The organism is Streptomyces sp. Z423-1, assembly GCF_013009255.1.
Taxonomy (GTDB): domain Bacteria; phylum Actinomycetota; class Actinomycetes; order Streptomycetales; family Streptomycetaceae; genus Streptomyces; species Streptomyces gossypiisoli.
Genome location: NZ_CP053109.1, coordinates 2,929,956 through 2,954,274, shown reverse-complemented (window position 1 = coordinate 2,954,274; position 24,319 = coordinate 2,929,956). Strand labels below are relative to the sequence as shown.

Genomic DNA, 24,319 nt, shown 5'->3' with positions numbered 1-24,319 from the left:
GAGGGCTGGTCACGGAAAGGGCCGGCCTGTGACGACCGCCGCCACCGTGCTCCCGCGCGCGAAGGCGCCCTCCTCGGCCAGGGCCATGAGTCCGTACAGCATTTTGGCGACATACAGACGCTCGACGGGCAGCCCGTGCCGGTCCTCGAAGTCCGTGACGAAGGAGTCGAGTTCGGGGGTGGTGCGGGCGTAGCCGCCGAAGTGGAAGCGGTCGTCGAGGTGCCAGTCGCCGCGCGGCCCACCGAAGGCGGCCTCCTGGAGGTGTCGTATGTCCGCGGTCAGGAAGCCGCCCCTGACCACCGGTATGCCCAGCGTGCGCTGCCCGGGGCCCAGCCCCGCCGCCAGCCCCGCCAGCGTGCCGCCCGTTCCGCAGGCGATCGCGACGACGTCCGCCTGCCCGCGCAACTCCTCGCCGAGCGCCCGGCAGCCGCGTACGGCCGGGGAGTTGCTGCCGCCCTCGGGGACCACGTACGCGTCCTCGGCGCCGATGGTGCCCAGCAGGGCCGCGAGGCTGTCCGGATCGGTCTTGCGACGGTACGTCGATCTGTCGACGAAGTGCAGGCGCATGCCGTCGGCCGCGCAGCGGGCGAGGGAGGGGTTGAGGGGCCGGTCGGCGAGTTCCTGGCCGCGGACCACGCCGACGGTGCCAACACCGAGGAGGCGGCCCGCGGCGGCGGTGGCGCGCAGATGGTTGGAGTACGCGCCGCCGAAGGTGAGGAGCGTGCGGCCGTGGGCCGCGGTGAGGTTGGGCGCGAGCTTGCGCCACTTGTTGCCGATGAGGTCGGGGTGGATCAGGTCGTCGCGCTTGAGGAGCAGCCGTACGCCCCGCCGCGCGAAGCGCTCGTCGTGCGCTTCTTGCACCGGGGAAGGGAGCCGCGGGTGCAGGGCCGCGAGAGCGTCGGGGCTGGTCACCCGCCCATTGTCGCCCGCGGGCTACTTCAGTCGCTCGGCGATCCGCTGTCGCATCGCGGCCATCGTGAACCCGCGCGGATCCACCTTCCCCGGCTGCCACTCCAGATGGCCGATGACCGACCGGTGCGTCCAGCCGTGCTGCCGGCACACCGCGGCGGCCGCCCGCTCGATGGCCTCCAGCTGGGCTTCGGGCCAGGGGTCCTCGCCGTCGCCGAGGTTCTCGCACTCGAAGCCGTAGAAGTGCCGGTTGCCGTCGGTGTTCTTCTCGTTGTCCGGCGGCAGCGCCTTCTCCGCGATCACCGCGCGCAGGACGTCGTCGTCGCCGAGGCCCGCGTGGTTGGCGCGGCCGTAGCCGACGAGGTGGACCCTGCCGTCCTTGGTGATGACGCCGTGGCACAGCGGTCCGGGCAGGCCCTCGTAGCCGTTCCGGCAGAGGCCCACGGTGTACTCGCTGCCCCGGGTCGCGGTGTGGTGGATCATCACGCCGTGCACGGGACCCCATGGGCCCACATGGTTGCGGTTGTGCTCTCTCCAGTCGCCCACCTCGACGACGGTGAGGCCTTCGTTCCGCAGGCAGTCGAGGAAACGGTTCGCGGACAGGGGTGAGGCCATGTGCGCCTCCTTCGTGCGGCCGCGACGACCGCCCGTCGCGGCCGGCTCGTACATGCTGCTTGTACCGAACCGCGAGGAACCGGAACCACTCGTTCGTACAGTGAGCGAGCCGATTCAGTCAGGCCGGTGGCCGTAAACCGGCCGTACTCCGTTCGAAGCGGAGCCCATGTGTGCCCAGCGGGAGTTGATCCATTCCCGCTCTTTCGGGTAATAGCACGAACGCGGTGTGTGATGGAAGGCTCTCCCGCGGAGATCGGTGCCCGGCGAAAACCGCTGCCAGGGCATGACCGGGAGGGCAATTCCTTATGTCGGTAGGCGAAGAGGTCCGCACGGAGCAGACCAAGCCGCAGCAGAGTCTCGGCACGGCGGCCGCGCGGAACCTGGCCACCACGACCAAGTCCGTACCCCAGATGCAGGAGATCAGCTCGCGCTGGCTGCTGCGCATGCTGCCGTGGGTGGACGTGCAGGGCGGCACGTACCGAGTGAACCGGCGGCTCAGTTACGCCGTGGGTGACGGACGCATCACCTTCGTGAAGACCGGCGACCGTGTCGAGGTCATCCCTGCGGAGCTGGGCGAGTTGCCGGCGCTGCGGTCGTACGAGGACGCGGAGGTGCTGACCGAGCTCGCTCAGCGCTGTGAGCAGCGCGAGATCGCCGCGGGCGAGGTGATCGCCGACTTCGGCAACCAGACCGACGCGGTGTACCTGCTGGCGCACGGCAGGGTGGAGAAGATCGGCCCCGGCCCGTACGGCGACGACGAGAGCCTCGGTGTGCTCGCCGACGGGGCGTACCTGGGCGAGCAGGCGCTGCTCGACCCGGACGCCATCTGGGAGTACACGGCCCGCACGATCACCCCCTGCACGGTCCTCGTCCTGTCCCGCCAGGACGTCGAGCAGCTCGCCGAGCGCGCGGACTCGCTGCGCGAGCACCTGGAGCAGCGGCGGTCCATTCCACGGCAGCGCACCAACAAGTACGGCGAGAAGGAGATCGACCTGGCGGCCGGTCACGAGGGCGAGCCGGACATTCCGCACACCTTCGTGGACTACGAGGCGCGGCCCCGCGAGTACGAACTGAGCATCGCCCAGACCGTGCTGCGCATCCACACGCGCGTGGCCGACCTGTACAACCAGCCGATGAACCAGACCGAGCAGCAACTCCGGCTGACCGTCGAGGCGTTGAAGGAACGCCAGGAACACGAGCTGATCAACAACCGTGAGTTCGGCCTGCTGAACAACTGCGAGTACGACCAGCGGATCCAGCCGCACGACGGTGTGCCCGGCCCGGACGACATGGACGAGCTGCTCAGTCGTCGGCGCGGCACCAAGATGTTCCTGGCCCACCCGCGCGCGATCGCCGCGTTCGGCCGTGAGCTCAATAAGCGGGGTCTGGTGCCGGAGACGATCGACGTCGCCGGGAACCGCATCCCGACCTGGCGCGGTGTCCCGATCTACCCCTGCAACAAGATCCCGGTCACCGAGGCCCGGACCAGCTCGATCATCGCCATGCGTCTCGGTGAGGCGGACCAGGGTGTGATCGGTCTGCGCCAGTCCGGTATCCCGGACGAGATCGAGCCCAGCCTGTCGGTGCGGTTCATGGGCATCAACGAACAGGCCATCATCAAGTACCTCGTGACGGCCTATTACTCGGCGGCGGTTCTGGTGCCGGACGCGCTCGGCGTGCTGGAGAACGTCGAGATCGGCCGCTGGCGGTGACCTTCCCGGTCCGGGTGTCGTGTCCCCGCCCGTCAGGGCGGGTACACCTCGGGGTATGCGCCCGGCCGGAGCGGAAGCGTCACTGTCCGCAGAGTCTCCGAGGGGGGACCTCGATCCCATGACCGAGTCCATGACCGAGTCCGTGACCGAGTCGACGACCCAGCCCACGCCCCAGTCCACCGCCCAGGCCCTGACCACCCAGACCTCGACCACCCAGACCCTGGCGACCGAGCCGTTGGCGACCCAGCCCCAGCCCCAGGCGCAGCCGGAGCGGCGTCCGGCCGGGGCGCCCGAAAGGCGGAGTTCCATCGCGACCCAGACGGACAGCGGGCCGGGGCCGGTCGACGGCCCCGAGGCGGCGGTGATCCTGGAGCGTGCGCGGGCGATGGTGGACCCCGAGCTGCGCTCGGCGGTCGACTCGCTGCCCGGTTCGATGCGCCGGATCGCGCGCTACCACTTCGGCTGGGAGCACGCCGACGGCTCCCCGGCGGCCGGGAACGCGGGCAAGGCGATCCGGCCGGCGCTCGTCCTCGCCGCGGCCGCCGCACTCGGCGGCCCCCGGACACAGGCGAGTGCCGTGCGGGCGGCCGCGGCCGTGGAGCTGGTGCACAACTTCACGCTGTTGCACGACGACGTGATGGACCGGGACACCACCCGTCGGCACCGTCCCACCGCGTGGACGGTGTTCGGCGACGCCGATGCGATCCTCGCCGGGGACGCTCTCCAGGCCCTCGCCCTGCGGCTGCTCGCGGAGGACCCGCACCCGGCGTCCGCGACCGCCGCCGCCCGGCTCGCGGCCTGCGTCGTCGAGCTGTGTGAGGGCCAGCAGGCCGACACGGCGATGGAGCGGCGCGGGCCCCGCGAGGTCACCCTCGACGAGGTGCTCGCCATGGCCGAGGCCAAGACCGGGGCGCTGCTCGGGTGCGCGTGCGCGCTCGGCGCGCTGTACGCCGGGTCGACCGTGGCCGATGTCGAGGCGCTGGACGCGTTCGGCCGGGAGTCCGGGCTCGCCTTTCAGCTCATCGACGACGTCATCGGCATATGGGGCGACCCGAGCCGCACCGGCAAGCCGGCCGGGGCGGACCTCGCCGCCCGCAAGAAGTCCCTGCCCGTGGTCGCCGCGCTGGCCTCCGGGACACCGGCGGCCGTCGAACTCGCCGAGCTGTACGAAGTGCCGTACGCGGGCGGTGACCTGGAGCCCACGGTGCTGGCCGTGGAGCGGGCCGGCGGGCGGGACTGGGCGCAGGTCCAGGCGTCCGAGCGGATGGCGCGGGCCATGCAGGAGCTGTCCCGCGCGATTCCCGACCCGGAGGCGGCGGGCGGGCTGCTGGCCCTCGCCGAGTTCGTGACGCGCCGCAGCGCCTGAGCGCCGACGCGCGGCGAGAAAGACCCCGGGACCGGCGGAGCGTGCGGTTCCTGACCCCGTACGCCCTCCGCCGGTTCCGGCTCCGGCGGGTCCCGCGCATCCCCACGGTGTGCGGGACCCGCCGTTACGCGCTGACGCAGCCTGCCGCGCTCATGCCTCCGGCAGCACGGTCGCCACGATCCGCTCCACGAGCCCCTCCGGCACATCCACCCCGGGCAGCACGCCGTCCAGGACGTCCGGCAGCGTCAGGTGCTCAAGGAGCAGCCCGAGCATCGCGAGGTAGAGCACGGTGACGGTCTCGTCGCCGCCGGGCAGTCCGGCGGTGCGGTGGAACTCGATGCCTTCCTCCAGATCGGCGCGCACCGACCGCGTGTAGGAGGCGCGCAGTTCGGGGCGGCGCGTGGCCTCCAGGCGCAGCTCCAGCAGGGCCAGGTAGCCCGTGCGGTCGCGGGTCGCACGGCCCATCAGATCGTGCATGAAGGCTGTGACCAGCGAGCGGTCCTTCGGCCGGGTCATCAGTTCGGCGATCACCGCGGGGTCCGGTGCGAGCCGTGCGTGCACACGGGCGTCGATCTGGCGGAGCAGGTCGTCGCGCCCGCTGAAGTAATTGGATGCGGTGCCCACCGGCACCCCGGCCGCCGCGTCCACCGCGCGGAAGGTCAGCCCCCGCGCTCCCTCACGGGCGAGCACCTCGACCCCGGCGTCGACGAGCGCGGCCCGGCGCTCAGGGTTGCTGGCCATGCGGAATTCCCTCTCCCACTTTCCCGGTCCCCCGATATTTGGCTTGCGACCACTACAGTCGAAGTACTACAACTGGAGTTGTTGCAGCGGCGGCCGACAGCCTACGAAAAGAGACCGGCTTGCGAAAGCTCACCTACTTCATCGCCTGTTCCATCGACGGCTTCATCGGGGACCCGGACGGCGACGCGTCGGCCATGCTCCCCTTCGTGGACGCGGAGTTCTTCGAGTTCCTCAAGGCGGAGTACCCGGAGACCATCCCCACCCACGGCAGGCGCCCGCTCGGCATCGACGACCTGCCGAACAAGCGGTTCGACACGATCGTCCAGGGCCGCGCCAGCTACGACCTGGCGCTGAAGGAGGGCGTCACCAGCCCGTACGCCCATATGCGCCAGTACGTCGCGTCGCGCACCCTGACGGAGTCGCCCGACCCCGAGGTCGAGATCATCGCCGAGGACCTGGTCGGCAGGGTCCGCGAGCTGAAGGCCGAGGACGGCGAGTTCGGGGTGTACCTCTGCGGCGGGTCCCGGCTCGCGGGCGAGCTGATCGACGAGATCGACGAACTCGTCATCAAGACGTACCCGATCGTGCTGGGCAGCGGCATGCCGATGTTCGGCTCCGGCTTCGCGGTCGGCGAGTTCACGCTGGAGTCGGTGCGCACGTTCGGCAACGGCGCCGTCGTGAGGACGTACAGCAGGAAGCGCTGAGCCGTCGTCCGCCCTACGCTTGGGGGCACGCCCCAAGTGCGAGGCGTACGCCGCGGAAGGCGCCGTGTCCGAGCACAAGTGGCCGACGACGCCCGCCACCACGAAGAAGACCGAAACCGAAACCGTGGCGAAGAAGCCCTGCGCCGAGATGAAGCCCTGCGCCCGAGAAGAAGTCCCGAGAAAAAAACTCCGACCGCGTGTCGAGAATCCCCGGCCGGCTCCGACGTCCCCTGTGAGAGCCGCCCACGCCGGGCGGCCGATCAGAAGGAGACGACGATGAAGTACCTGGTCATGGTGCAGGGCACGCAGGCGGACTACGAGGCGATGCGGGGCAACGCCTCCGAGCACTCCCCGGCCTGGAGCGAGCAGGACGTGCAGGCCATGTACGCGTACATGAGCGCGATCAACGACGACCTCGCCGAAACCGGTGAACTCGTCGACGGACAGGGGCTGGCCGAGCCCGCCAGGACCCGGCTGGTCGGACTGGACGCCGACGGCAAGCCGGTGATCACCGACGGCCCGTACAGCGAGACCAAGGAACTGCTGGCCGGCTACTGGGTGCTGGACTGCGCGAGCCTGGAGCGGGTCACGGAGATCGCCGAGCGGGTGGCCCGCTGCCCCCAGCCCGCGGGCACCCCGGAGTACCCGGTGGTGATCCGGCCCATCATGGAAGGCGTCGGCGACATCGGCTGAGTGGCACCGATGCGCCCGACAGAAGAGGTCGAGGACCTGCTGCGCCGCAACGCGCCGCAGGTCCTCGGCGCGCTGGTGCGCCGGTACGGCCACTTCGACGCCGCCGAGGACGCCGTACAGGAGGCGCTGCTCGCGGCGGCCGGGCAGTGGCCCTCGGCCGGGATTCCGGACAATCCGCGAGGCTGGCTGATCAAGGTCGCCGCGCGGCGGCTGACCGACACGCTGCGCAGTGAGGCGGCACGGCGGCAGCGGGAGGAGCGGGCGGCGGCGCTCACTCCGCGCGACGCGTTCACAGCGCCGCCGCCCGGCGCGGACCGGGCGCCGCGCGAGGACGACACGCTCACGCTCCTCTTCCTGTGCTGCCACCCCGACCTCACCCCGCCCGCCCAGATCGCCCTCACCCTGCGCGCGGTCGGCGGCCTGACGACGGCGGAGATCGCCCGCGCCCACCTGGTGCCCGAGCCGACCATGGCCCAGCGGATCAGCCGGGCCAAGCAGAAGGTGCGGGGCGTGCGCTTCGGCCGCCCGGACAACTGGGCGCAGCGGCTGCCCGCCGTCCTGCACACCCTCTACCTGATCTTCAACGAGGGCTACACGGCCACCTCCGGCGCCGCCCTCCAGCGCCGCGAACTGGCCGGTGAGGCGATCCGGCTCACCCGTACGGTGCACCGGCTGCTCCCCGACGACGGCGAGGTGGCCGGTCTGCTGGCCCTGATGCTGCTCACCGACGCCCGCCGCGAGGCGCGCACGGGGCCGCACGGAGAGCTGATCCCGCTCGACGAGCAGGACCGGACCCGCTGGGACAAGGCGGCGATCGAGGAGGGCGTCGCCCTGGTCACCCGGGCGCTGTCCGGCGGCCGCCCGGGCCCGTACCAGCTGCGGGCCGCCATCGCCGCCGTGCACGACGAGGCCCCGTCGGCCGGGGCGACCGACTGGCGGGAGATCCTCGGCCTGTACGACATCCTCGTCCGCCTGGTCCCCGGTCCCGTCGAGCGCCTCAACCGTGCCGTCGCCGTCGCCATGGTCCACGGCCCGCGGGCCGGCCCCGCCGAACTGGACGCGCTGGAGGGCGAGCTGAGCAGCGGCCACCGTCTGGACGCGGTGCGGGGGCATCTGCTGGAGCGGACCGGGGAGTACGAGGCGGCCCGCGCCGCCTACGAGTCGGCGGCCGGAAAGACGCTGAGCCTGCCGGAGCAGCGGTACCTGCACGCGCGGGCGGCGCGGCTGAGGCGTTAGCGTGACGCCAAGTGCCGTGAGTGCGGGGAGGATTGCGTGAATGCGGGGAGGATTGCGTGACGACGGAGGCCGGGGGCGGGCGTCCTAGGTGTTCTGCCCACGGAGGTTGGTGACAGCGATCACTGCCGTGTGATCTTGAAATGGGTGAGGGCCTTCTGGCCTGGTGTGGATTGCGACATCTGCACCAGCAACAGAAAGGCCCTCGTGCCCCACCGTAATGCACCCCTGACCGAGACCGGCCGCCTGCGCCTGGCCCGCTGCGTCGTAGACGACAACTGGAGCCTGCGACGGGCCGCAGAACGCTTCCAGGTCTCGCCGACCACGGCCCAGCGGTGGGTCGACCGTTACCGTCGGCTCGGCGAGGCCGGCATGGCCGACCGCTCCAGCCGTCCGCGCACCAGCCCGCGCCGCACCCCGACCCGCACCGAGCGCCGGATCATCAAGGTCCGCATCCTGCGCCGGTGGGGACCGGCCCGCATCGCGCACCTGCTGCACCTGGTGCCCTCAACGGTGCACCGCGTCCTGGCCCGCTACGGCCTGGCCCGCCTTGCCCACCTGGACCGGGCCACCGGCCGTGTCATACGCCGCTACGAACGCGACCGGCCCGGCGAACTGGTCCATGTCGACATCAAGAAGCTCGGCAACATCCCCGACGGCGGCGGCCACAAAGTCCTCGGCCGCGCCGCAGGCCGCAAGAACCGCACGAACGCCGGCTACAGCTACCTGCACACCGCCGTCGACGACCACTCCCGCCTGGCCTACAGCGAGATCCACGCCGACGAGAAGAAGGAGACCGCCACCGCCTTCTGGACCCGCGCCCACGCCTTCTTCATCCAGGCCGGCATCACCGTGGAACGGGTACTGACCGACAACGGCTCCTGCTACCGCTCCCGCAACTGGCGCGACCTGCTGGCAGCGGCCGGGATCACCCACAAACGAACCCGGCCCTACCGGCCACAGACGAACGGCAAGGTCGAACGCTTCAACCGCACCCTGCTGGACGAGTGGGCCTACGCCCGCCCCTACCGGTCCGAGGCCGAACGACGGCAGGCGTTCGACGAGTGGCTGCACACCTACAATCACCACCGCGGACACACCGCGCTCAAGGGCCAACCACCCGCCAGCCGCGTCCCCAACCTCACAGGGCAATACACCTAGGGCATGGCGGTGGGCCGTTGTGGTGTGGTCCGTGACCGTGGTCGTCGGGGGTGGGCTGACGCTGTGGTTGCAGGAGTCGGCCGAGCCGCCGGGGCCGTACCGCTGGGAGGAGGCGACACCGACCCCTCTGCTTCAGCAGGACCGGGCCACTGCATGCCCCCCGCCGACGCCCCTGCCCACCGAGGACGGCATCTTCGCCTACGCCTGCATCGTCACGAACGACTAGGCAGCCCGCCCGTCTCCGGGTCCCGGCCGGTCAGGCAGTACGTGCCGCCCGCCGGGTCGCGCATCACCGTCCAGTGGGCGCCGGCGGCGACGAACGTGGCCCCGAGCCGCTCGTGTTCGGCGCGGGTCGCCGCGATGTCGGCGCAGGCCAGGTCGAGGTGGGCGGAGAGCGGCTGATCCGTGCCGAGCCGCTGGAGCAGCACACGCACCGGCAGCCCGGCGGGCGGCTTGACCACATGGAACTCCGGGAGGGAGCCCGGCAGGGACACCCAGCCGACCAGCACCTCGCTCCAGAACGCGACCTCGGCGTCGTACGACGAAGGCGGGACGTCGACGCACACCTGATCGAGTCGGCTGCCCCGCACGACGGGCGGCCGCACCGACTCCCCGTGCCACGGCACGGCACAGAACAGCCGGCCAGCGGGCGACTGCAGCACGGCCCACCCCTCGTGCTCGGCGACCACGTCGGCGCCCGCCCGCACCGCCGAGCCGATGAACCCACCCACGTCGTCGACGGCGAAGTCCAGATGCGCGCCACAGGGCCCGGAGTCGACGCCCTGCACCTTCACGCAGGCGTCCGCCCCCTCGACCGGCAGCAAGGTGATGAACTCCCCCCGGCGCGCGGAGAGCCGGGTGCCTGTGACGGCGGTCCAGAACTCCTCGGCGCGCGGCAGGACTTCGGCGGGCCGGTCGATGAAGGCGTACGTCCAGTGGATCGTCATGGCGGTGATCGTAGGCGGCGAGCCGAAGCCGCACGGAGCGCGAACGCCGAAGGGGCCCGACCGGCAGTCCGGTCGGGCCCCTTCACCTGCCCCTGACAGACGGTGATGCACCAACCGCCGGTCATGTATGAGGCGTCAGGCCTTCTTGGTCTCCCAGAAGATCTTGTCGATCTGGGCGATGTAGTCCAGAGCCTTCTGGCCGGTGGCCGGGTCGGTGGACGCCTTGGCGGCCGAGAGGGCCTTCAGGGTGTCGTTGACCAGCTGGTGCAGCTCCGGGTACTTCTCGAAGTGCGGGGGCTTGAAGTAGTCGCTCCAGAGCACCGAGACGTGGTGCTTGGCCAGCTCGGCGCGCTGCTCCTTGATGGTGGTGGCACGAGCCTGGAAGTGCGGGTCGTCGTTGCCGGCCATCTTTTCCTGGATGGCCTTCACCGACTCCGCCTCGATGCGGGCCTGGGCCGGGTCGTACACACCGCAGGGCAGGTCGCAGTGCGCGCTGACCTTGACCTTGGGGGCAAACAGGCGGGAAAGCATGAAGCATTCCTTCCTCGTGATCGTCTTCTCAGGGGGGACATTACTCCCTGAGCGACTGGATTTCGCGAGTGCCCCCATGGGCTTAGGACAAAAGTCCGGGGTGAGACTGAGACTGGTGGAGGATCGAACCGGGGAGGTGCCGGGGATGCCGGAGCTGTCGCAGGAGACCGAGCGCGAAAGGGGCGTCCCGCCCTTCGGACTGGCCGAGGTGACCGGGCCGTCCATGGTGCCCACGCTGTACCACGGGGACCGGCTCCTGCTGCGCTACGGCGTTCGTGTCAGGCCGGGGGACGTCGTCGTCCTGCGTCATCCCTTCCAGCAGGACCTGCTCGTCGTCAAGCGGGTGGCGGAGCGCCGCGAGGGCGGCTGGTGGGTGCTCGGCGACAACGCGTACGCCGGCGGGGACAGCACCGACTACGGGGTCGTACCCGACGAGCTGATCCTGGGACGGGTCCGGTTCCGCTACCGGCCGCGTCGGCCCGATCAGCGCTCACCGCTGGCGCTGCTGCGCTGGGCGCTGTCGGCGGCCAGGCCCGTCTTCTCCGACCGGTCGGCCTCCAGGCGTTTGCGGGCCCGGTAGGCGGCCACGTTGGCGCGGGTGGCGCAGCGGTCGGAGCAGTAGCGCCGGGAGCGGTTGGTGGATGTGTCGAGGTAGGCGTTGCGGCACGGGGCCGCCTCGCACAGGCCCAGGCGGTCCACGCCGTACTCGGTGAGGTGGAAGGCGAGGCCCATCGCCGCGATGGCCGCGTAGCCCGCGGTCGCGTTCGACGGGTGGTCCGCGAGGTGCATGTGCCACAGGGGGCGGCCGTCGTCGTCGCGGAAGTCGTGGCCGGAGATCTGGGGGCTGACCGGGAACTCCAGCAGCAGGGAGTTCAGCAGATCCACGGCCAGGGTCTCGTCGCCGCTGTCGGCCGCCTCGAAGACCGCGCGCAGCCGGGCCCGGACCGAGCGGAACCGCGTCACGTCCGCGTCGGTGGCGCGGCGGGCCGCCGACTGGTTGCCGCCGAAGAGCTCCCGGACTGCCTCGACCGAGGTCAGCGAGTCCTTGCCCCGGGCCGGTTCCTCGCTGTTGACGAGTCGTACGGCGTAGTCCGAGTAATAGGCCAGTTCCACTTGTAGTCCTTACGGAGGGGCTCTATGGTCGTGTCTGCGGTCACGTAACAGCTGATCGTGCTTCCAGGGTATTACGCAGGTGAGTCAAGAGGGGGTTTCCATGACCACGAGCATCGGCACCGACTGGAATGCCTGGCAGGAGAGCTGGGACCGGCAGCAGGAGTGGTACATGCCGGACCGCGAGGAGCGCTTCCGGGTCATGCTCGACATGGTCGAGGCCTTCGCCGGCACCGCGCCGCGGGTACTGGACCTCGCCTGCGGCACCGGCACCATCACCGCCCGCCTGCTCGCCCGCTTCCCCGACGCCACCAGCACCGGCATCGACCTCGACCCCGCCCTGCTCACCATCGCCCGCGGCACCTTCGACGGCGACGACCGCGTCACCCTCGTCGAGGCCGACCTGAAGGACCCCGACTGGCCCACGCGGCTGCCCTACGACACGTACGACGCCGTCCTGACCGCCACGGCCCTGCACTGGTTCCATGCCGAACCCCTTCAGGCGCTGTACGGCCGGATCGCCGGGCTCGTCCGGCACGGTGGCGTGTTCATGAACGCCGACCACATGATCGACGACACCACGCCCCGCATCAACGCCGCCGAGCGCACCCTGCGGCACGCGCGCATGGACCGGGCGCAGAAGGACGGCGCCCTCGACTGGGCCGACTGGTGGCAGCTCGCCGCCAAGGACCCCGTCCTCGCCGAGCCCACCGCCCGCCGCTTCGCGATCTACGGGGACCATGCGGACGGCGACATGCCGTCGGCGGCGTGGCACGCGCGCGTGCTGCGCGAGCAGGGGTTCGCGGAGGCGCGGGCGGTGTGGTGCTCGCCGTCGGACGCCTTGGTGCTCGCGCTCAAGTAGCGGGGCATGGAAAAGGGGGCGGTACGGGTGCTCCGTACCGCCCCCCTTTCAGCGGCGGTACGGAAAGTCCGTAGCGCCCCCTTGCTCAGCGCAGCGTCACAGCACCTTCGACAGGAACGCCTGCGTCCGCTCGTGCTGCGGGTTCGTCAGGACGTCCCTCGGGTTGCCGGACTCGACCACCACGCCGCCGTCCATGAAGACCAGGCTGTCGCCGACCTCGCGGGCGAAGCCCATCTCGTGCGTGACGACGATCATGGTCATACCGGACTCGGCGAGGTCGCGCATGACGTCGAGGACGTCACCCACCAGCTCCGGGTCGAGGGCCGAGGTCGGCTCGTCGAACAGCATCAGCTTCGGGTCCATCGCCAGGGCCCGGGCGATGGCGACGCGCTGCTGCTGGCCGCCGGAGAGCTGCGAGGGGTAGTTCCCGGCCTTGTCGGCGAGGCCGACGCGCTCCAGGAGCTGCATCGCCCGCTCCCTGGCCTGGGCCCTGCTGGTGCCCTTGACCTGGATGGGCGCCTCGATGACGTTCTCCAGCGCGGTCATGTGCGGGAACAGGTTGAAGCGCTGGAAGACCATCCCGATGTCCCGGCGCTTCAGCGCGACCTCGCTGTCCTTGAGCTCGTACAGCTTGTCGCCCTTCTGGCGGTAGCCGACCAGCTCGCCGTCGACGTACAGCCGCCCGGCGTTGATCTTCTCCAGGTGGTTGATGCACCGCAGGAAGGTCGACTTGCCGGAGCCGGAGGGGCCGATCAGGCAGAAGACCTCGCCGGTCTTCACCTCCAGGTCGATGCCCTTGAGGACCTCGACGTGGCCGAAGGACTTGTGGACGCCCTCCGCCTTGACCATGGGGATGGTGGTGGGCTTCACGGTCTTCGCGGGCTCTTCGGAGTTCTCGACCTTCTCGACCTTCTCGACCTTCTCGACCTTCTCGGTCTTCTCGCTCTTCTCGGTCATGCCATGCCTCCCTTCGGGCGGCCGAAGGACAACATGTTGGCCTTGATCTTCTGGAGCGGCGTCGGCGGCAGCGAGCGGCTCGAACCGCGGGCGTAGTACCTCTCAAGGTAGTACTGGCCGACGCTGAAGACCGAGGTCAGCAGCAGGTACCAGGCGGCGGCGAGGAACAGCATCTCGGCCGGGGCGCCGGAGGTCTGGCCGATGTCCTGGGCGACGCGCAGCAACTCGGAGTACTGGACGACCGACACCAGCGAGGTCGTCTTCAGCATGTTGATGACCTCGTTGCCCGTCGGCGGCACGATCACGCGCATCGCCTGCGGGATCACGATCCGGCGCAGCGTCTTGGAGTGGCTCATGCCCAGCGCGTGCGCCGCCTCGGTCTGGCCCTCGTCGACCGCGAGCAGACCGGCGCGGCAGATCTCCGCCATGTACGCGGCCTCGTTCAGGCCGAGGCCGAGCAGCGCGGTCAGGAACGGGGTCATGAAGTCGGACCACTCGTCCCGGTAGACCGGCCCGAGGTTGATGTACTCGAAGACCAGGCCCAGGTTGAACCAGACGATGAGCTGGACCAGCACCGGGGTGCCGCGGAAGAACCAGATGTAGAACCAGGCGATCGACGAGGTCACCGGGTTGCGCGACAGGCGCATCACCGCCAGCACGATGCCGCCGACGATGCCGATCAGCATGGACAGCACGGTCAGCAGCAGCGTGTTGCCCACACCGCCGAGGATGCGGTCGTTGAAGAAGTAGTCCGGGATCGCGCCCCAGTTGATCCTGCCCTGGGAGAACGCGTAGATGACGCCGCCCAGCAGGGCGAGCGCGACGACGGCGGAGACGTACCGCCCGTAGTGCCGGACCGGGATGGCCTTGATGGCTTCCGGTCCGGCCGGGGGCGTGTCGGCCGGACCCGTCGTCTTGTCGATGTCAACAGTCACGGGTGTTGCCTTTCAGTGCCGCTGGTCGCTGACCGAGCGGTCACTTGCCGCCGTTGATGACGGCCTTGTCGACGGCGCCGTCCTCGACGCCCCACTTCTCTATGATCTTGTCGTACTCACCGTTGGCGATGATCGCATCCAGGGCGGCCTGGAGAGCGTCCCGCAGCTGGGTGTTGCCCTTGGCCACCGCGATGCCGTACGGCGCCGCCTCGACCTGCTCGCCGACCAGCTGGAAGTCGTTGCCGCCGCCGGAGGTCTTCACGGCGTACGCGGCGACCGGGAAGTCGGAGGAGCCGGCGTCGGCGCCGCCCGCGCGCAGGCGGGTCTGGGCCTGCTGGTCGTTGTCGAAGGCCTCGATGCTCAGCTTCTTGTTCTTCGGGCACTTCTTGGCCTCGGCCTTGGCGAGGTCCTCGGAGACCGTGCCGCGCTGCAGCACGATCTTCTTGCCGCACAGGTCGGACCAGGTCTTGATGCCCTGGTCGTCGCCCTTCTTGGTGTAGATGGAGACACCGGCCGTGAAGTAGTCCACGAAGTCGACGCCCTCACCGACCTTCTTGCCGGTGTCGGAGTCGATGCCCTCCTGGCGGTCCTTGGTGTCGGTCATCGCCGACATGGCGATGTCATAGCGCTTGGAGCGCAGACCGGTGATCAGGGTGTCGAAGGTGCCGTTCTCGAACTCGAACGTCACGCCGAGCTGCTTGCCCATGGCCGCGGCGAGGTCCGGGTCGATACCGACCGTCTTGCCGGAGCTGTCCTTGAACTCGACCGGCGCGTACGCGATGTCCGAGCCGACCTTGATGACGCCCTTGTCGCGGATCTCCTTGGGCAGCTTGTCGGCCAGCGGGGCCGCGCTCTGCGTCGGGGTGTCCGTGCTGTCCGAGCCGCTGCCTTCCGTCTGGTCACCGCAGCCGGTGAGAAGCAGGGCGCCGGCGACCGCGATCGCACCGACCGCGGCTAGCCGGGAACGCGCGGCGGTCGTACGACGGGTGGAGCTTGCGGTCATTGTGGGTTCCTCCGGCGGATGGGTGAAGTGCCGATGGGCGGCAGCTGCCGATGGGTCGACGAGAACACACAGCTTCGAGTGTCGCGACCTCGTGTGATTACGGGCATCTTGCCATTCGGACTGGAGCATTCAGGTGACCCACCATGTCAAAATCGGATAACGGGTGACCCCCGAACCGGACCACTCCGGGACATCACAACCGGACCTTCTACGGGAATGTGCGGTTCCAGCCGCAAGATCTTCGGTGTGTCTCAGGATGTGGATGCCTAGAAGTCTGTGTTTGGTGGCTATTGCGTCCTTGTCAAGGGTTTGCCGGGCTCTTTCCCCATATTCAGGCATGAGTCATGTCACCGGCATGTGATCTTCCCGTTATGGACTCGTCGGCGATGCCCATCGTCCGGTAAGAAGGTTCTTTACACCCCTCATCCGGGGCTCAGGGCGCGTGTGCGGCGCGCCCGTCGCGTATGTGCCCGTACCGCATCACTCACTGGGCCGTACGCGGTGCCCGCTCACTCCTCACCAGGAGTGGACCCACCCTCAAACCATGAACACCTAAGGGGTCAGACAAAGTGGCAGCGGAGATCGTCAATCCTCGCAGCGACAGCAGTACGGAGCAGGAGGGAGGGGCCGAGCCCCTCGATTCCTTCGATCCGGCGTTCGCGCTGCACCGCGGCGGCAAGATGGCCGTGCAGGCCACCGTGCCGGTCCGTGACAAGGACGACCTGTCCCTGGCGTACACGCCCGGCGTCGCGAAGGTGTGCACCGCGATCGCCGAGCAGCCGGAACTCGTCCACGACTACACGTGGAAATCGTCCGTCGTCGCCGTCGTGACCGACGGTACGGCGGTGCTCGGACTCGGGGACATCGGGCCCGAGGCCTCCCTCCCGGTGATGGAGGGCAAGGCGATCCTGTTCAAGCAGTTCGGCGGGGTGGACGCGGTGCCGATCGCGCTCGCCTGCACGGACGTGGACGAGATCGTGGAGACCGTGGTCCGCCTCGCGCCCTCCTTCGGCGGCGTCAACCTGGAGGACATCTCGGCGCCGCGGTGCTTCGAGATCGAGCGCAGGCTCCAGGAGCGGCTGGACATCCCGGTCTTCCACGACGACCAGCACGGCACGGCGGTCGTGACGCTGGCGGCCCTGCGGAACGCCGCGCGGCTGACCGGGAAGACGCTCGTCGATCTGCGGGCGGTCATCTCGGGCGCGGGCGCGGCCGGGGTCGCGATCGCGAAGATGCTGGTCGAGGCCGGGATCGGGGACGTCGCGGTCGCCGACCGCAAGGGTGTCGTCTCCGCCGACCGGGAGGACCTGACGCCGGTCAAGCGGGAGCTCGCCGGGTTCACCAACAAGGCCGGGCTCTCCGGGTCGCTGGAGGCGGCTCTGGAGGGAGCGGACGTCTTCATCGGCGTCTCCGGCGGTACGGTGGCGGAGGCGGCCGTCGCCTCCATGGCCGAGGGCGCGTTCGTGTTCGCGATGGCCAACCCCAATCCCGAGGTGCACCCCGATGTGGCGCACAAGTACGCGGCGGTCGTCGCGACGGGCCGGTCGGACTTCCCGAACCAGATCAACAACGTGCTGGCGTTTCCGGGGATCTTCGCCGGGGCGCTGCAGGTGCGGGCGTCCCGGATCACCGAGGGCATGAAGATCGCGGCGGCCGAGGCGCTGGCGGGTGTCGTCGGGGACGACCTTGCCGCGGACTACGTCATTCCGTCGCCGTTCGATGAGCGGGTGGCGCCTGCGGTGACGGCGGCTGTTGCGGCGGCGGCGCGGGTGGAGGGGGTTGCTCGGCGCTGAGGCCTGTTTTTGGTGGCCCCGTCCTGTTTGGGCGGGGCCATTGCTTTGCCTACCCGCCCGCCCGTTCAGGTGGTTGAGGGCGGCTGTGGTTCGGTGCAGGTGGTCGTGGGCTGGTCGCGCAGTTCCCCGCGCCCCTGGGGGGTGCAGTCGGCCCGCGTCGCTATGGCAAGAGGGTGTGTCTCACAGGCTCCTAGCGTTCCGTTGGACCCTGCTGGAATCTATCGTCGGCTGCATGTTCGCTGTCTACGCCGCCCGCATCGACCGTGACCAGCCGTTGAGTGGCCTGGAGTTGGGGGAGCGTCCCGCCCCCGAGGCCAGGGCCGGCTGGAGTGTCGTCGATGTCAAGGCCGCCTCCCTCAATCACCACGACCTCTGGTCCCTGCGCGGCGTGGGCCTCGCAGAGGACAAGCTGCCGATGATCCTCGGCTGTGACGCCGCCGGCGTCGACGAGGACGGCAACGAGGTCGTCCTGCACTCGGTCATCGGCCAGACGGGGCATGGGGTCGGCCCGAAGGAACCCCGTTCCATCCTCACCGAGCGCTACCAGGGGACGTTCGCCGACCAGGTCGCCGTACCGACCTGGAACATCCTGCCCAAGCCGAAGGAGCTCTCCTTCGCGGAGGCCGCCTGCCTGCCGACCGCATGGCTGACGGCGTACCGCATGCTCTTCACCAACGCCGGCGTGCGCCCCGGCGACTCGGTGCTCGTGCAGGGCGCCGGTGGCGGTGTCGCCACGGCCGCGATCGTGCTCGGCAAGGCCGCCGGGCTGCGTGTCTTCGCCACCAGCCGGGACGAGGCCAAGCGCAAGCGCGCCCTGGAGCTGGGGGCCGTGGAAGCGGTGGAGTCCGGGGCGCGGTTGCCGCAGCGCGTCGACGCCGTCATCGAGACCGTCGGCGCCGCGACCTGGTCGCACTCGGTGAAGTCGCTGCGGCCCGGCGGCACGCTGGTCATCTCCGGCGCCACGAGCGGTGACCGGCCGTCCCATGCCGAACTGACCCGGATCTTCTTCCTGGAGCTGAAGGTCGTCGGTTCGACGATGGGCACGAAGGAGGAGCTGGAGGACCTGCTGTCCTTCTGCGCCGCCACCGGCGTACGTCCCGTCATCGACGAGGTGCTGCCGATGGACCGGGCCCGGGAGGGCTTCGAACGGCTGGAGTCGGGCGAGCAGTTCGGGAAGATCGTGCTCAGTAACGTCTGACGGTTCGTGGTGGCCTTGTCAGAGGCCTGTACGGCGGCCGGTCCGGTTTCGGATCGGCCGCTTTTGTCTGCCTGCGCGGGTCCTTATCTTGTCAACTAGGGTTGACGAGTGCCTTGTGTCAACGTAAGTTGACGTCATGACCGAAGCTACCGAACTCGCCGAGCGGGCCGGTGACCGCGATCCACGGGTCGGGCTGCGTGCCGTCGCCGCGTTGCGGCGGCTGCTGGAGCAGTTGGAGGCCGTGCAGGTGCGCAGTGCGCGCAATCAGGGCTGGTCGTGGCAGGAGATCGCCGCGGAACTCGGTGTGAGCAGGCAGGCCGTGCACAAGAAGTACGGGAGGCGATGATGTTCGAACGGTTTACGAAGGATGCCCGGGCTGTGGTGAAGGGTGCCGTAGAGCAGTGCGAGGAGGCGGGCGCGCAGACCGTCGACGCGGAGCATCTGCTGCTCGCGCTGCTCGACCGGGGGGCCGGCCGGGGTTCGTTCGCGCTGTCCGCGCTCGGGCTGGCCGAGCGGCGGGAGTCGGTGGCGCGGGCGCTGGACGAGGCCCGGCGGCGAGCGGGGCTGTCGCAGGCCGAGGCCGACGCGCTGGCCGGACTGGGGATCGACGTCTCGGAGATCGTGTCCCGCGTGGAGGAGGCGCACGGTGTGGGTGCGATGGCCGGTGACCGGAAGGACAAGGGGTGGTGGGGCGGACACCGTTCCTTCAGCCGGGGCGCCAAGGACGTCCTGGAGAAGTCGCTGCGGATCGCCGTCGCCCGCCGCGAACGGTCCATCGGCGACGAACACCTCCTCCTCGCCCTGACCGCCCGCCCGGGCGTCCCCGCGGAGGTACTCGCCGACCACGGCGTCACCTACGAGTCGGTGACGCGCGTACTGGGCGGCGGGGGAGAGGCGAAGGCGGGCTGAGGCGGGGACTGGTGGTGCCGGGCCCACCGCCGAGCCCGCCAAGCCGCACCCTGCGGAAGAGGTTGCCGCCCTCGCTCAAACGCGCTTCCCGGACGCGGGGTTGCCGCACCTACCCCTTCGGCGTCCGCAGCAACGCCCCGATGTGTGCCGCCGCCGTCGACAGATGGCGGCGGGCATCCCGGAGTTGGTCCTGCGTCACCCCGTGGTCGCGGGCCGCGTCGCGGATGTCGTCGCGGAAGCGGTCGAGGAGGCGGTCCAGGTCGCGGGCCGGGTCGCCGGTGGAGGTGTCGTCGTGGGACCAGGCCGGCTCGTAGTCGGCCGGGAAGTCCTCCGGGGTTGTCGAGTGCTCCGGTGCCGGGGTCGGCCCGGCCGCTCCGCCGCGTCCGAAACCGAAGTCCTTGCCGAAGTCCCTGCCGTAGTCCTTGCCGAACTCGCCGAACTCCTTGGCGAGTTCCGTCAGGCCCTCGCGCAGCCCCGTCGGCCAGTCGCCTCGCGCGAAGTGGTCCTGCACCTGCTCCTGAACCCGCTGGGCGATGCGCTGCATCTGCTCCTGTGCCTGCGCCCGGGCCCGGTCCTGTGCCTCCTTGGCCTGGCGCCGCGCCCGCTGGGCCTCCTCGCGGGCCCGGCGGCTCTCGTCCTTGGCGCGCCGGGCCTGTTCCTTCCACTCCTGCTTGGCCCGCCGCATCTCCTCCTTCGCGGCGCGCCAGGCCTCCTTGTCGGTGTACTCGCCGAAGTCCCCGGTGTCGCCGTTGACGGCGCCGCCCTTGCGGGCCTCACTCATCGCCGCCCGCATCTCGCGCCGCAGATCGCCCGCGGCGCCTCGCACATCGGCGCGGATCTCGGCGGCCAGCTCCGCCACCGACTCGCGGATCTCCAGCTCCAGGTCGGCCAGTTCACCGCTGCGGTCGGCCAGTTCGGCGCGGCCGGCGTCCGTGATGGCGTACACCTTGCGGCCGCCCTCGGTGGTGTGGGTGACCAGGCCCTCGGCCTCCAGCTTGGCCAGGCGGGGGTAGACAGTGCCGGCCGACGGCGCGTACAAGCCCTGGAAGCGTTCCTCCAGGAGGCGGATCACCTCGTAGCCGTGTCGCGGGGCCTCGTCGAGCAGCTTCAGCAGGTAGAGGCGGAGGCGGCCGTGAGCGAAGACGGGGGGCATGTCAGAGCACCTTCTTGTCGGTCGTGCCATCGGCCGGGGTGCTGGGCGGCGTCGTACCCTCGCCCGGACCGGAATCCGAATTCTCCCCCGAGGCATCGCGCGGTTCGTCCGCCGGGTCGGCCCACGGTCCGTCGTCCTCCACGGGCGGGCGGCGCAGCAGGGCGATCGAGCCGGAGACGGTCGTGGCCTTCAGCCGGCCGTTGCCCGCGCCGAGGCGGCCGGTGATGCGCTTGGCGCCCCACTGGCCGGTGACGCGGAGGTCCTCGAACGCGTTGGAGACGGTCCCGCTCGCCGTGTTGGCCTCCACCTCCGCGTCCGCCGGATGCGGCAGCCGGATGGCGATCTCGCCCGAGACGCTGGTCAGGCTGACGTCGGTGGGGCCGGCGGTCGGGTCTAGGTCGACGATCATCGAGCCGCTGACCGAGTCGGCCTTGACGGAGGAGCCCGCGCCCTCGACCACGGTCAGGTCGCCCGAGACGGAGTTGAAGCGCAGGTCGCCGCTGAGGGCCTGGGCCTCCACGCCCCCAGAGACGGTGTCCGCGCGGACCGGTCCCGCCAGTCCGACGAGCGTGGTGTCCCCGGAGACGCCCTTGACCTCCGTGCGCCCCTCGATCCCGGAGACCACGGCGGCGGCGCTGACGACGCCCACCTCCACGCGCGTACGCACCGGAACCGCCAGCGACACCTCGGCACTGCGGCGCCAGCCCTTGCGGTCGAGCCACTTGAGGAAGCCCTTCCAGGGCAGGTCCTCGTACGCCACCGTGAGCGTGCCGCCCTGCTGGGTGACGAGGAGGGGTGGTCCCTCGATCTCGCCGACCTGCAGGCGGGCGGAACCTTCTTCGGTGCCCACCACGTTCACCGTGCCATTGACGATGCGTACGTGGAGCTCGCTCACCGGCTCGTCGAAGGTGAGCTTGCTCGGCTCGGCGACGGACCATTCGGACATGATGGGGACCTCCTCGACACGCCATATCGCGTCTTACGTGATTCACGATATATCGTGGCCACGGGAAGTCAAGACACTCTTTTCGGTGGCCGGCGCCCCAGCGGTCGGCAACCGACGACGACACACAGACGACGACGCACAAAGGGCGCCCGAAGGCGCCCTCAACCGCGCACCCCGGGCGCCGACACGCGCCCGGCGTGGCCCTACTCCTCGTCCTCGTCGTCCAACCGCGCCAGCCATGTCGCCAGCCGCTCCACCGGCACCTCGAAATCCGGGTTCAGATCGACGAACGTGCGCAGTTGCTCGGCGAGCCACTCGAAGGTGACCTCCTCCTCGCCGCGCCGCTTCTCCAGCTCTTCGATGCCTCGGTCGGTGAAGTACATGCCTTCAGAATATGCGCCACTTGGCGCGTTAGCGGCCTCCCCCGGGAGCCGTACGGAAGGCTAGCCTCGTCACGCTTTCAAGTGTGAACCGGCTGTGGCCGGTTGGACGGAACGCGAGTTCGACGGGGGAGCGGCATGAGTCACATTCAGGACATCGAACTGCCCAACGGCATGGTGGTCACCGCCCGGATCGGGAGCGCGGACGCCTACGGAGACCAGGAGGACGTCGGCTTCACGGAGGCCGCGCGGGCCAAGGTCGAGCAGCTCCAGGAACTGATCACCGGCGTGGGCAGCACGGTGCTCGACGCCGCCCGTGCCGCCAGACCCACCGAGGCCGCCATCACCTTCGGAGTGGAGTTGACGGCCAAGGAGGGCCTGGCCGTCGCCGTCCTCGCCCGGGGAGAGGCCAAGGCCTCGCTCCAGGTGACCCTGACCTGGCAGCTCGACCGGCAGGCCGACCCCGAGCCGGGATCCACCGGCGTATGACTGAGCCCAACGAACGCCTGCACGCCCTGGCCAAGGCCGCCACCGTGCACCTGCTCCCGGCCGGCGGGGAGGACAAGCCCCTGTGGGGCAGCGGCTTCTTCGTGGCCCCGGGCTGGGTGCTGACCGCGGCCCATGTGCTGCGCCAGCACCTGAGGGCGGACCGGGAGCTGACCTTCCGGGTGCGGGGCGAGGGTGTCGACGCCGAGGCGCGGCTGGCGGAGTGGCTCCTCACCGACCCCGACCGGCCCGTCGTACCCCTGGACGAGGACATGGCCCTGGTGCGCCTGCTGGGTGAGGCCGAGGAGTATCCGCACGAGTGTGTGTGGCTCGCCGACCGGGCGGTACGGCACTCCGGTCCCGTCAAGGTGTACGGCTACTATCCCGAGCCGCCGCACACCCACGCCCGGGCCGTGGACGCCGACATCAACGGCCAGGAGGACGGGTACGGGCTGATCATCAAGCCCGACATCGACTTTCCGGCCGGGGTCTCGGGCGGCCCGCTGCTCGACCCGGTCACCGGGGCCGTCGTGGGACTGGTGAAGTCGCGGCGGAAGCAGCAGGACGGTGGGAAGGCGGTCGCGATCGCGGCGATGCGCCGATTCGGCGAGACGTACCGCGCCGTCATCGCCGCGCACGACCGGTGGCACGGCACGGAGCCGGTCTCCGAGAGCGGCGACAACTGGATCGAACAGCAGGCCGGGCCCGCGGCCGATGGCGGTGCCGGGTGGACGCCGACGGACCGGCGGGAGGCGCTGAACCTGCTGGCCGCGCTGCCCGCGCCACCCGACGCGCCCACCGTCGAGATCCTCGCGACGCGGGCCCGCAGCGGCAGCAAGTGGCCGAGCCCGACGCCCGACCTGCGGACCTGGCGCGACGGCTACGGGCTGCTCTACGAGGGCGCGCACCCGCTCGGCCCGCTCACCTTCCTGCGTTACCTGAAGTTCGTCGAGGCCTACGCGCGCTCCCGGGGCGAGCCGTGCCCCGCGCTCGGCGCCTGGATCGAGCGGCGGCTGCGCCGGGACCCGCGCCGTGAGATGCATGCCTTCGTCCGTGATGTACGGCTCCCGGACGAGTTGCGTCCCGCCCCGGCGGAGCGGACCGGCCGCATCGTGATCCCGTATCCCGGCCCGGGCGAGGGTCCCACGGTGGCGGTGCTCCTGGACCCGGTGATCGGCTCGCAGCCCACCCGCTTCTTCTGGCAGATCTGGCTCGACGGCGGCGACGGCACGGGTGAGCCGGAGCTGTATCAGACCGATGACTCCGTCCACGGCAGGCTCCCCGGGGAACTGGTCCAGGCGCTGCGCAGGCCGCTGGGCGACCTGCTGCGGGCCAAGGACCGCCAGGACCGGCCGGTGCCGCTCGAAGTGGCCCTGCCCGCCGAGTACTTCGACACCGCGGTGCACCGCTGGCGCTTCGACGACATCGCCCAGCTCGACGACGCGGGACACCTCGGCGCACGCCGTCGGGTGGTGCTGCGCTCCCTCGCGCGCCGGGGAGATCCGGACAAACTGTGGGCCGACCGCTGGCAGGCCATGACCGCACAGCGGCGCTTCGTCGGCTGGCGCACCCCGCAGCGCGGTGTCGTGACCACCGGCCGCGGCTACCGGGACGCGGCCTTCGACCGCATCCCCGTGATGTGCCGTCCGGCCGGCCGTGGTCCGGGGCGGACGGCGATGAAGCTCGCGCTGGAGAACGGGCACGGCGTCGCCCTGTGGCACATCGAGGGGCACGTCACCCGCACCTGCGCCGACGACTGCGACACCCTCTACGCCAAGGCGCAGGAACTGCTCGGCACCCTCGACTCGCTGGCCGAACTCCCGGACCGGCTGCGGCAGCTGCGGCAGGACATCAGCGAGCGGCGTGCCGACCACACCTGGGCCGAACCGCTGGCGCTGCTGTACGACGACCCGCGGCGGCCCCTCCCCGCGGAGGAGACCGAGACCCTGGACGCCCCGCTGTGAGCACCCCGCGC

27 protein-coding genes are annotated in these 24,319 nt (G+C 70.5%); 15 read left to right on the top strand and 12 right to left on the bottom strand.

The features are described 5' to 3' along the window. Positions 1-9: 9 nt before the first annotated feature. Positions 10-912, bottom strand: a complete 903-nt coding sequence (locus HJD23_RS13215) for a pyridoxal-phosphate dependent enzyme (RefSeq protein ID WP_171112009.1) — start codon at positions 910-912, stop codon at positions 10-12. 21 nt (positions 913-933) lie between these two features. Next, on the bottom strand, positions 934-1,524 hold the full coding sequence (locus tag HJD23_RS13210; RefSeq protein WP_171112008.1) for an N-acetylmuramoyl-L-alanine amidase: 591 nt from the start codon (positions 1,522-1,524) through the stop codon (positions 934-936). 305 nt (positions 1,525-1,829) lie between these two features. Between HJD23_RS13210 and HJD23_RS13205 the strand changes: the two genes are divergently transcribed. Together HJD23_RS13205 and HJD23_RS13200 are read left to right on the top strand one after the other, a co-directional pair. After that, on the top strand, positions 1,830-3,236 hold the full coding sequence (locus HJD23_RS13205; RefSeq protein ID WP_171112006.1) for a family 2B encapsulin nanocompartment shell protein: 1,407 nt from the start codon (positions 1,830-1,832) through the stop codon (positions 3,234-3,236). A 118-nt stretch (positions 3,237-3,354) separates the two neighbouring features. Beyond that, on the top strand, positions 3,355-4,602 hold the full coding sequence (locus tag HJD23_RS13200; protein WP_240980702.1) for a family 2 encapsulin nanocompartment cargo protein polyprenyl transferase: 1,248 nt from the start codon (positions 3,355-3,357) through the stop codon (positions 4,600-4,602). Between the two features lie 150 nt (positions 4,603-4,752). On the opposite strand, the gene HJD23_RS13195 is transcribed toward HJD23_RS13200, so the two are convergent. Next, positions 4,753-5,343: a TetR family transcriptional regulator gene (locus tag HJD23_RS13195; protein WP_171112004.1), complete on the bottom strand. Its 591-nt coding sequence runs from the start codon at positions 5,341-5,343 to the stop codon at positions 4,753-4,755. Between the two features lie 119 nt (positions 5,344-5,462). Between HJD23_RS13195 and HJD23_RS13190 the strand changes: the two genes are divergently transcribed. From HJD23_RS13190 to HJD23_RS13170, 5 genes are all read left to right on the top strand, one after another. Continuing rightward, the gene (locus HJD23_RS13190) at positions 5,463-6,047 is read left to right on the top strand and encodes a dihydrofolate reductase family protein (protein WP_171112002.1); all 585 of its coding nucleotides are present in this window, start codon (positions 5,463-5,465) and stop codon (positions 6,045-6,047) included. 276 nt (positions 6,048-6,323) lie between these two features. Then, positions 6,324-6,740: a YciI family protein gene (locus HJD23_RS13185; RefSeq protein ID WP_171112000.1), complete on the top strand. Its 417-nt coding sequence runs from the start codon at positions 6,324-6,326 to the stop codon at positions 6,738-6,740. Between the two features lie 9 nt (positions 6,741-6,749). Continuing rightward, positions 6,750-7,976: a sigma-70 family RNA polymerase sigma factor gene (locus tag HJD23_RS13180; protein WP_171111999.1), complete on the top strand. Its 1,227-nt coding sequence runs from the start codon at positions 6,750-6,752 to the stop codon at positions 7,974-7,976. 204 nt (positions 7,977-8,180) lie between these two features. Next, the gene (locus HJD23_RS13175; RefSeq protein WP_033306524.1) at positions 8,181-9,134 is read left to right on the top strand and encodes an IS481 family transposase; all 954 of its coding nucleotides are present in this window, start codon (positions 8,181-8,183) and stop codon (positions 9,132-9,134) included. A 31-nt stretch (positions 9,135-9,165) separates the two neighbouring features. After that, positions 9,166-9,360: a hypothetical protein gene (locus tag HJD23_RS13170; RefSeq protein WP_240980701.1), complete on the top strand. Its 195-nt coding sequence runs from the start codon at positions 9,166-9,168 to the stop codon at positions 9,358-9,360. On the opposite strand, the gene HJD23_RS13165 is transcribed toward HJD23_RS13170, so the two are convergent. Next, on the bottom strand, positions 9,347-10,081 hold the full coding sequence (locus tag HJD23_RS13165) for a VOC family protein (protein WP_171118361.1): 735 nt from the start codon (positions 10,079-10,081) through the stop codon (positions 9,347-9,349). The two genes, HJD23_RS13170 and HJD23_RS13165, sit on opposite strands and share 14 nt — an antisense overlap. A gap of 135 nt (positions 10,082-10,216) precedes the next feature. After that, positions 10,217-10,612 carry a superoxide dismutase, Ni gene (gene sodN / locus HJD23_RS13160; protein ID WP_141312035.1) on the bottom strand — a complete coding sequence of 132 codons (396 nt, stop codon included), beginning with the start codon at positions 10,610-10,612 and terminating at the stop codon, positions 10,217-10,219. A 145-nt stretch (positions 10,613-10,757) separates the two neighbouring features. Between sodN and sodX the strand changes: the two genes are divergently transcribed. Next, on the top strand, positions 10,758-11,192 hold the full coding sequence (gene sodX / locus HJD23_RS13155) for a nickel-type superoxide dismutase maturation protease (RefSeq protein ID WP_171119252.1): 435 nt from the start codon (positions 10,758-10,760) through the stop codon (positions 11,190-11,192). On the opposite strand, the gene HJD23_RS13150 is transcribed toward sodX, so the two are convergent. Then, the gene (locus tag HJD23_RS13150) at positions 11,096-11,725 is read right to left on the bottom strand and encodes a CGNR zinc finger domain-containing protein (protein WP_171118359.1); all 630 of its coding nucleotides are present in this window, start codon (positions 11,723-11,725) and stop codon (positions 11,096-11,098) included. The two genes, sodX and HJD23_RS13150, sit on opposite strands and share 97 nt — an antisense overlap. Before the next feature lie 100 nt (positions 11,726-11,825). Here HJD23_RS13150 and HJD23_RS13145 point away from each other — a divergent pair, with 100 nt between their 5' ends. Further along, positions 11,826-12,584, top strand: a complete 759-nt coding sequence (locus tag HJD23_RS13145) for a class I SAM-dependent methyltransferase (protein ID WP_171118357.1) — start codon at positions 11,826-11,828, stop codon at positions 12,582-12,584. Between the two features lie 96 nt (positions 12,585-12,680). On the opposite strand, the gene HJD23_RS13140 is transcribed toward HJD23_RS13145, so the two are convergent. The 3 genes from HJD23_RS13140 to HJD23_RS13130 form a co-directional block, all read right to left on the bottom strand. After that, positions 12,681-13,433 (bottom strand): amino acid ABC transporter ATP-binding protein, encoded by a 753-nt coding sequence (locus tag HJD23_RS13140; protein ID WP_171119250.1) that lies wholly within the window; start codon positions 13,431-13,433, stop codon positions 12,681-12,683. A gap of 104 nt (positions 13,434-13,537) precedes the next feature. Further along, the gene (locus tag HJD23_RS13135; protein WP_171118355.1) at positions 13,538-14,476 is read right to left on the bottom strand and encodes an amino acid ABC transporter permease; all 939 of its coding nucleotides are present in this window, start codon (positions 14,474-14,476) and stop codon (positions 13,538-13,540) included. A gap of 40 nt (positions 14,477-14,516) precedes the next feature. Next, on the bottom strand, positions 14,517-15,479 hold the full coding sequence (locus tag HJD23_RS13130) for an ABC transporter substrate-binding protein (protein ID WP_171118353.1): 963 nt from the start codon (positions 15,477-15,479) through the stop codon (positions 14,517-14,519). Between the two features lie 569 nt (positions 15,480-16,048). On the opposite strand from HJD23_RS13130, the gene HJD23_RS13125 reads away from it, so the two are divergent. The 4 genes from HJD23_RS13125 to HJD23_RS13110 all read left to right on the top strand — a co-directional run bounded on the left by HJD23_RS13125 (position 16,049) and on the right by HJD23_RS13110 (position 19,379). Next, positions 16,049-17,272 (top strand): NADP-dependent malic enzyme, encoded by a 1,224-nt coding sequence (locus HJD23_RS13125; protein ID WP_171118351.1) that lies wholly within the window; start codon positions 16,049-16,051, stop codon positions 17,270-17,272. Positions 17,273-17,504: 232 nt separating this feature from the next. After that, entirely contained in the window at positions 17,505-18,470 is a 966-nt protein-coding gene (locus HJD23_RS13120; RefSeq protein ID WP_171118349.1) for a zinc-binding dehydrogenase, read from the top strand. A 136-nt stretch (positions 18,471-18,606) separates the two neighbouring features. Then, positions 18,607-18,816 (top strand): HTH domain-containing protein, encoded by a 210-nt coding sequence (locus tag HJD23_RS13115; RefSeq protein ID WP_129802197.1) that lies wholly within the window; start codon positions 18,607-18,609, stop codon positions 18,814-18,816. Then, positions 18,816-19,379: a Clp protease N-terminal domain-containing protein gene (locus HJD23_RS13110; protein ID WP_171119248.1), complete on the top strand. Its 564-nt coding sequence runs from the start codon at positions 18,816-18,818 to the stop codon at positions 19,377-19,379. The genes HJD23_RS13115 and HJD23_RS13110 overlap by 1 nt, the downstream gene beginning before the upstream one ends. Before the next feature lie 109 nt (positions 19,380-19,488). Here the strand turns inward: HJD23_RS13110 and HJD23_RS13105 are convergent, their stop codons facing one another. The 3 genes from HJD23_RS13105 to HJD23_RS13095 form a co-directional block, all read right to left on the bottom strand. Continuing rightward, a complete protein-coding gene (locus HJD23_RS13105) occupies positions 19,489-20,532 on the bottom strand; it encodes a PadR family transcriptional regulator (protein WP_171118346.1) in 1,044 nt (347 codons plus the stop codon). Position 20,533: 1 nt separating this feature from the next. Then, positions 20,534-21,478, bottom strand: coding sequence for a DUF4097 family beta strand repeat-containing protein (locus HJD23_RS13100; RefSeq protein WP_171118344.1), 945 nt, complete (start codon positions 21,476-21,478; stop codon positions 20,534-20,536). 203 nt (positions 21,479-21,681) lie between these two features. After that, positions 21,682-21,861: a DUF6104 family protein gene (locus HJD23_RS13095; protein WP_023586593.1), complete on the bottom strand. Its 180-nt coding sequence runs from the start codon at positions 21,859-21,861 to the stop codon at positions 21,682-21,684. Positions 21,862-21,996: 135 nt separating this feature from the next. On the opposite strand from HJD23_RS13095, the gene HJD23_RS13090 reads away from it, so the two are divergent. Both HJD23_RS13090 and HJD23_RS13085 read left to right on the top strand, forming a co-directional pair. Next, positions 21,997-22,347 carry a CU044_2847 family protein gene (locus HJD23_RS13090; RefSeq protein WP_171118342.1) on the top strand — a complete coding sequence of 117 codons (351 nt, stop codon included), beginning with the start codon at positions 21,997-21,999 and terminating at the stop codon, positions 22,345-22,347. Further along, positions 22,344-24,308, top strand: a complete 1,965-nt coding sequence (locus HJD23_RS13085) for a trypsin-like peptidase domain-containing protein (RefSeq protein ID WP_171118340.1) — start codon at positions 22,344-22,346, stop codon at positions 24,306-24,308. The genes HJD23_RS13090 and HJD23_RS13085 overlap by 4 nt, the downstream gene beginning before the upstream one ends. Positions 24,309-24,319 lie beyond the last annotated feature (11 nt).

Bases quoted from the DNA above. Each gene is read 5' to 3' on its own strand.
- HJD23_RS13210 (WP_171112008.1), bottom strand. From the start codon at position 1,524: ATGGCCTCACCCCTGTCCGCGAACCGTTTCCTCGACTGCCTGCGGAAC.
- HJD23_RS13205 (WP_171112006.1), top strand. From the start codon at position 1,830: ATGTCGGTAGGCGAAGAGGTCCGCACGGAGCAGACCAAGCCGCAGCAG.
- HJD23_RS13200 (WP_240980702.1), top strand. From the start codon at position 3,355: ATGACCGAGTCCATGACCGAGTCCGTGACCGAGTCGACGACCCAGCCC.
- HJD23_RS13195 (WP_171112004.1), bottom strand. From the start codon at position 5,343: ATGGCCAGCAACCCTGAGCGCCGGGCCGCGCTCGTCGACGCCGGGGTC.
- HJD23_RS13185 (WP_171112000.1), top strand. From the start codon at position 6,324: ATGAAGTACCTGGTCATGGTGCAGGGCACGCAGGCGGACTACGAGGCG.
- HJD23_RS13180 (WP_171111999.1), top strand. From the start codon at position 6,750: ATGCGCCCGACAGAAGAGGTCGAGGACCTGCTGCGCCGCAACGCGCCG.
- HJD23_RS13165 (WP_171118361.1), bottom strand. From the start codon at position 10,081: ATGACGATCCACTGGACGTACGCCTTCATCGACCGGCCCGCCGAAGTC.
- sodN (WP_141312035.1), bottom strand. From the start codon at position 10,612: ATGCTTTCCCGCCTGTTTGCCCCCAAGGTCAAGGTCAGCGCGCACTGC.
- sodX (WP_171119252.1), top strand. From the start codon at position 10,758: ATGCCGGAGCTGTCGCAGGAGACCGAGCGCGAAAGGGGCGTCCCGCCC.
- HJD23_RS13145 (WP_171118357.1), top strand. From the start codon at position 11,826: ATGACCACGAGCATCGGCACCGACTGGAATGCCTGGCAGGAGAGCTGG.
- HJD23_RS13140 (WP_171119250.1), bottom strand. From the start codon at position 13,433: ATGGTCAAGGCGGAGGGCGTCCACAAGTCCTTCGGCCACGTCGAGGTC.
- HJD23_RS13130 (WP_171118353.1), bottom strand. From the start codon at position 15,479: ATGACCGCAAGCTCCACCCGTCGTACGACCGCCGCGCGTTCCCGGCTA.
- HJD23_RS13120 (WP_171118349.1), top strand. From the start codon at position 17,505: ATGTTCGCTGTCTACGCCGCCCGCATCGACCGTGACCAGCCGTTGAGT.
- HJD23_RS13115 (WP_129802197.1), top strand. From the start codon at position 18,607: ATGACCGAAGCTACCGAACTCGCCGAGCGGGCCGGTGACCGCGATCCA.
- HJD23_RS13110 (WP_171119248.1), top strand. From the start codon at position 18,816: ATGTTCGAACGGTTTACGAAGGATGCCCGGGCTGTGGTGAAGGGTGCC.
- HJD23_RS13105 (WP_171118346.1), bottom strand. From the start codon at position 20,532: ATGCCCCCCGTCTTCGCTCACGGCCGCCTCCGCCTCTACCTGCTGAAG.
- HJD23_RS13100 (WP_171118344.1), bottom strand. From the start codon at position 21,478: ATGTCCGAATGGTCCGTCGCCGAGCCGAGCAAGCTCACCTTCGACGAG.
- HJD23_RS13095 (WP_023586593.1), bottom strand. From the start codon at position 21,861: ATGTACTTCACCGACCGAGGCATCGAAGAGCTGGAGAAGCGGCGCGGC.
- HJD23_RS13090 (WP_171118342.1), top strand. From the start codon at position 21,997: ATGAGTCACATTCAGGACATCGAACTGCCCAACGGCATGGTGGTCACC.
- HJD23_RS13085 (WP_171118340.1), top strand. From the start codon at position 22,344: ATGACTGAGCCCAACGAACGCCTGCACGCCCTGGCCAAGGCCGCCACC.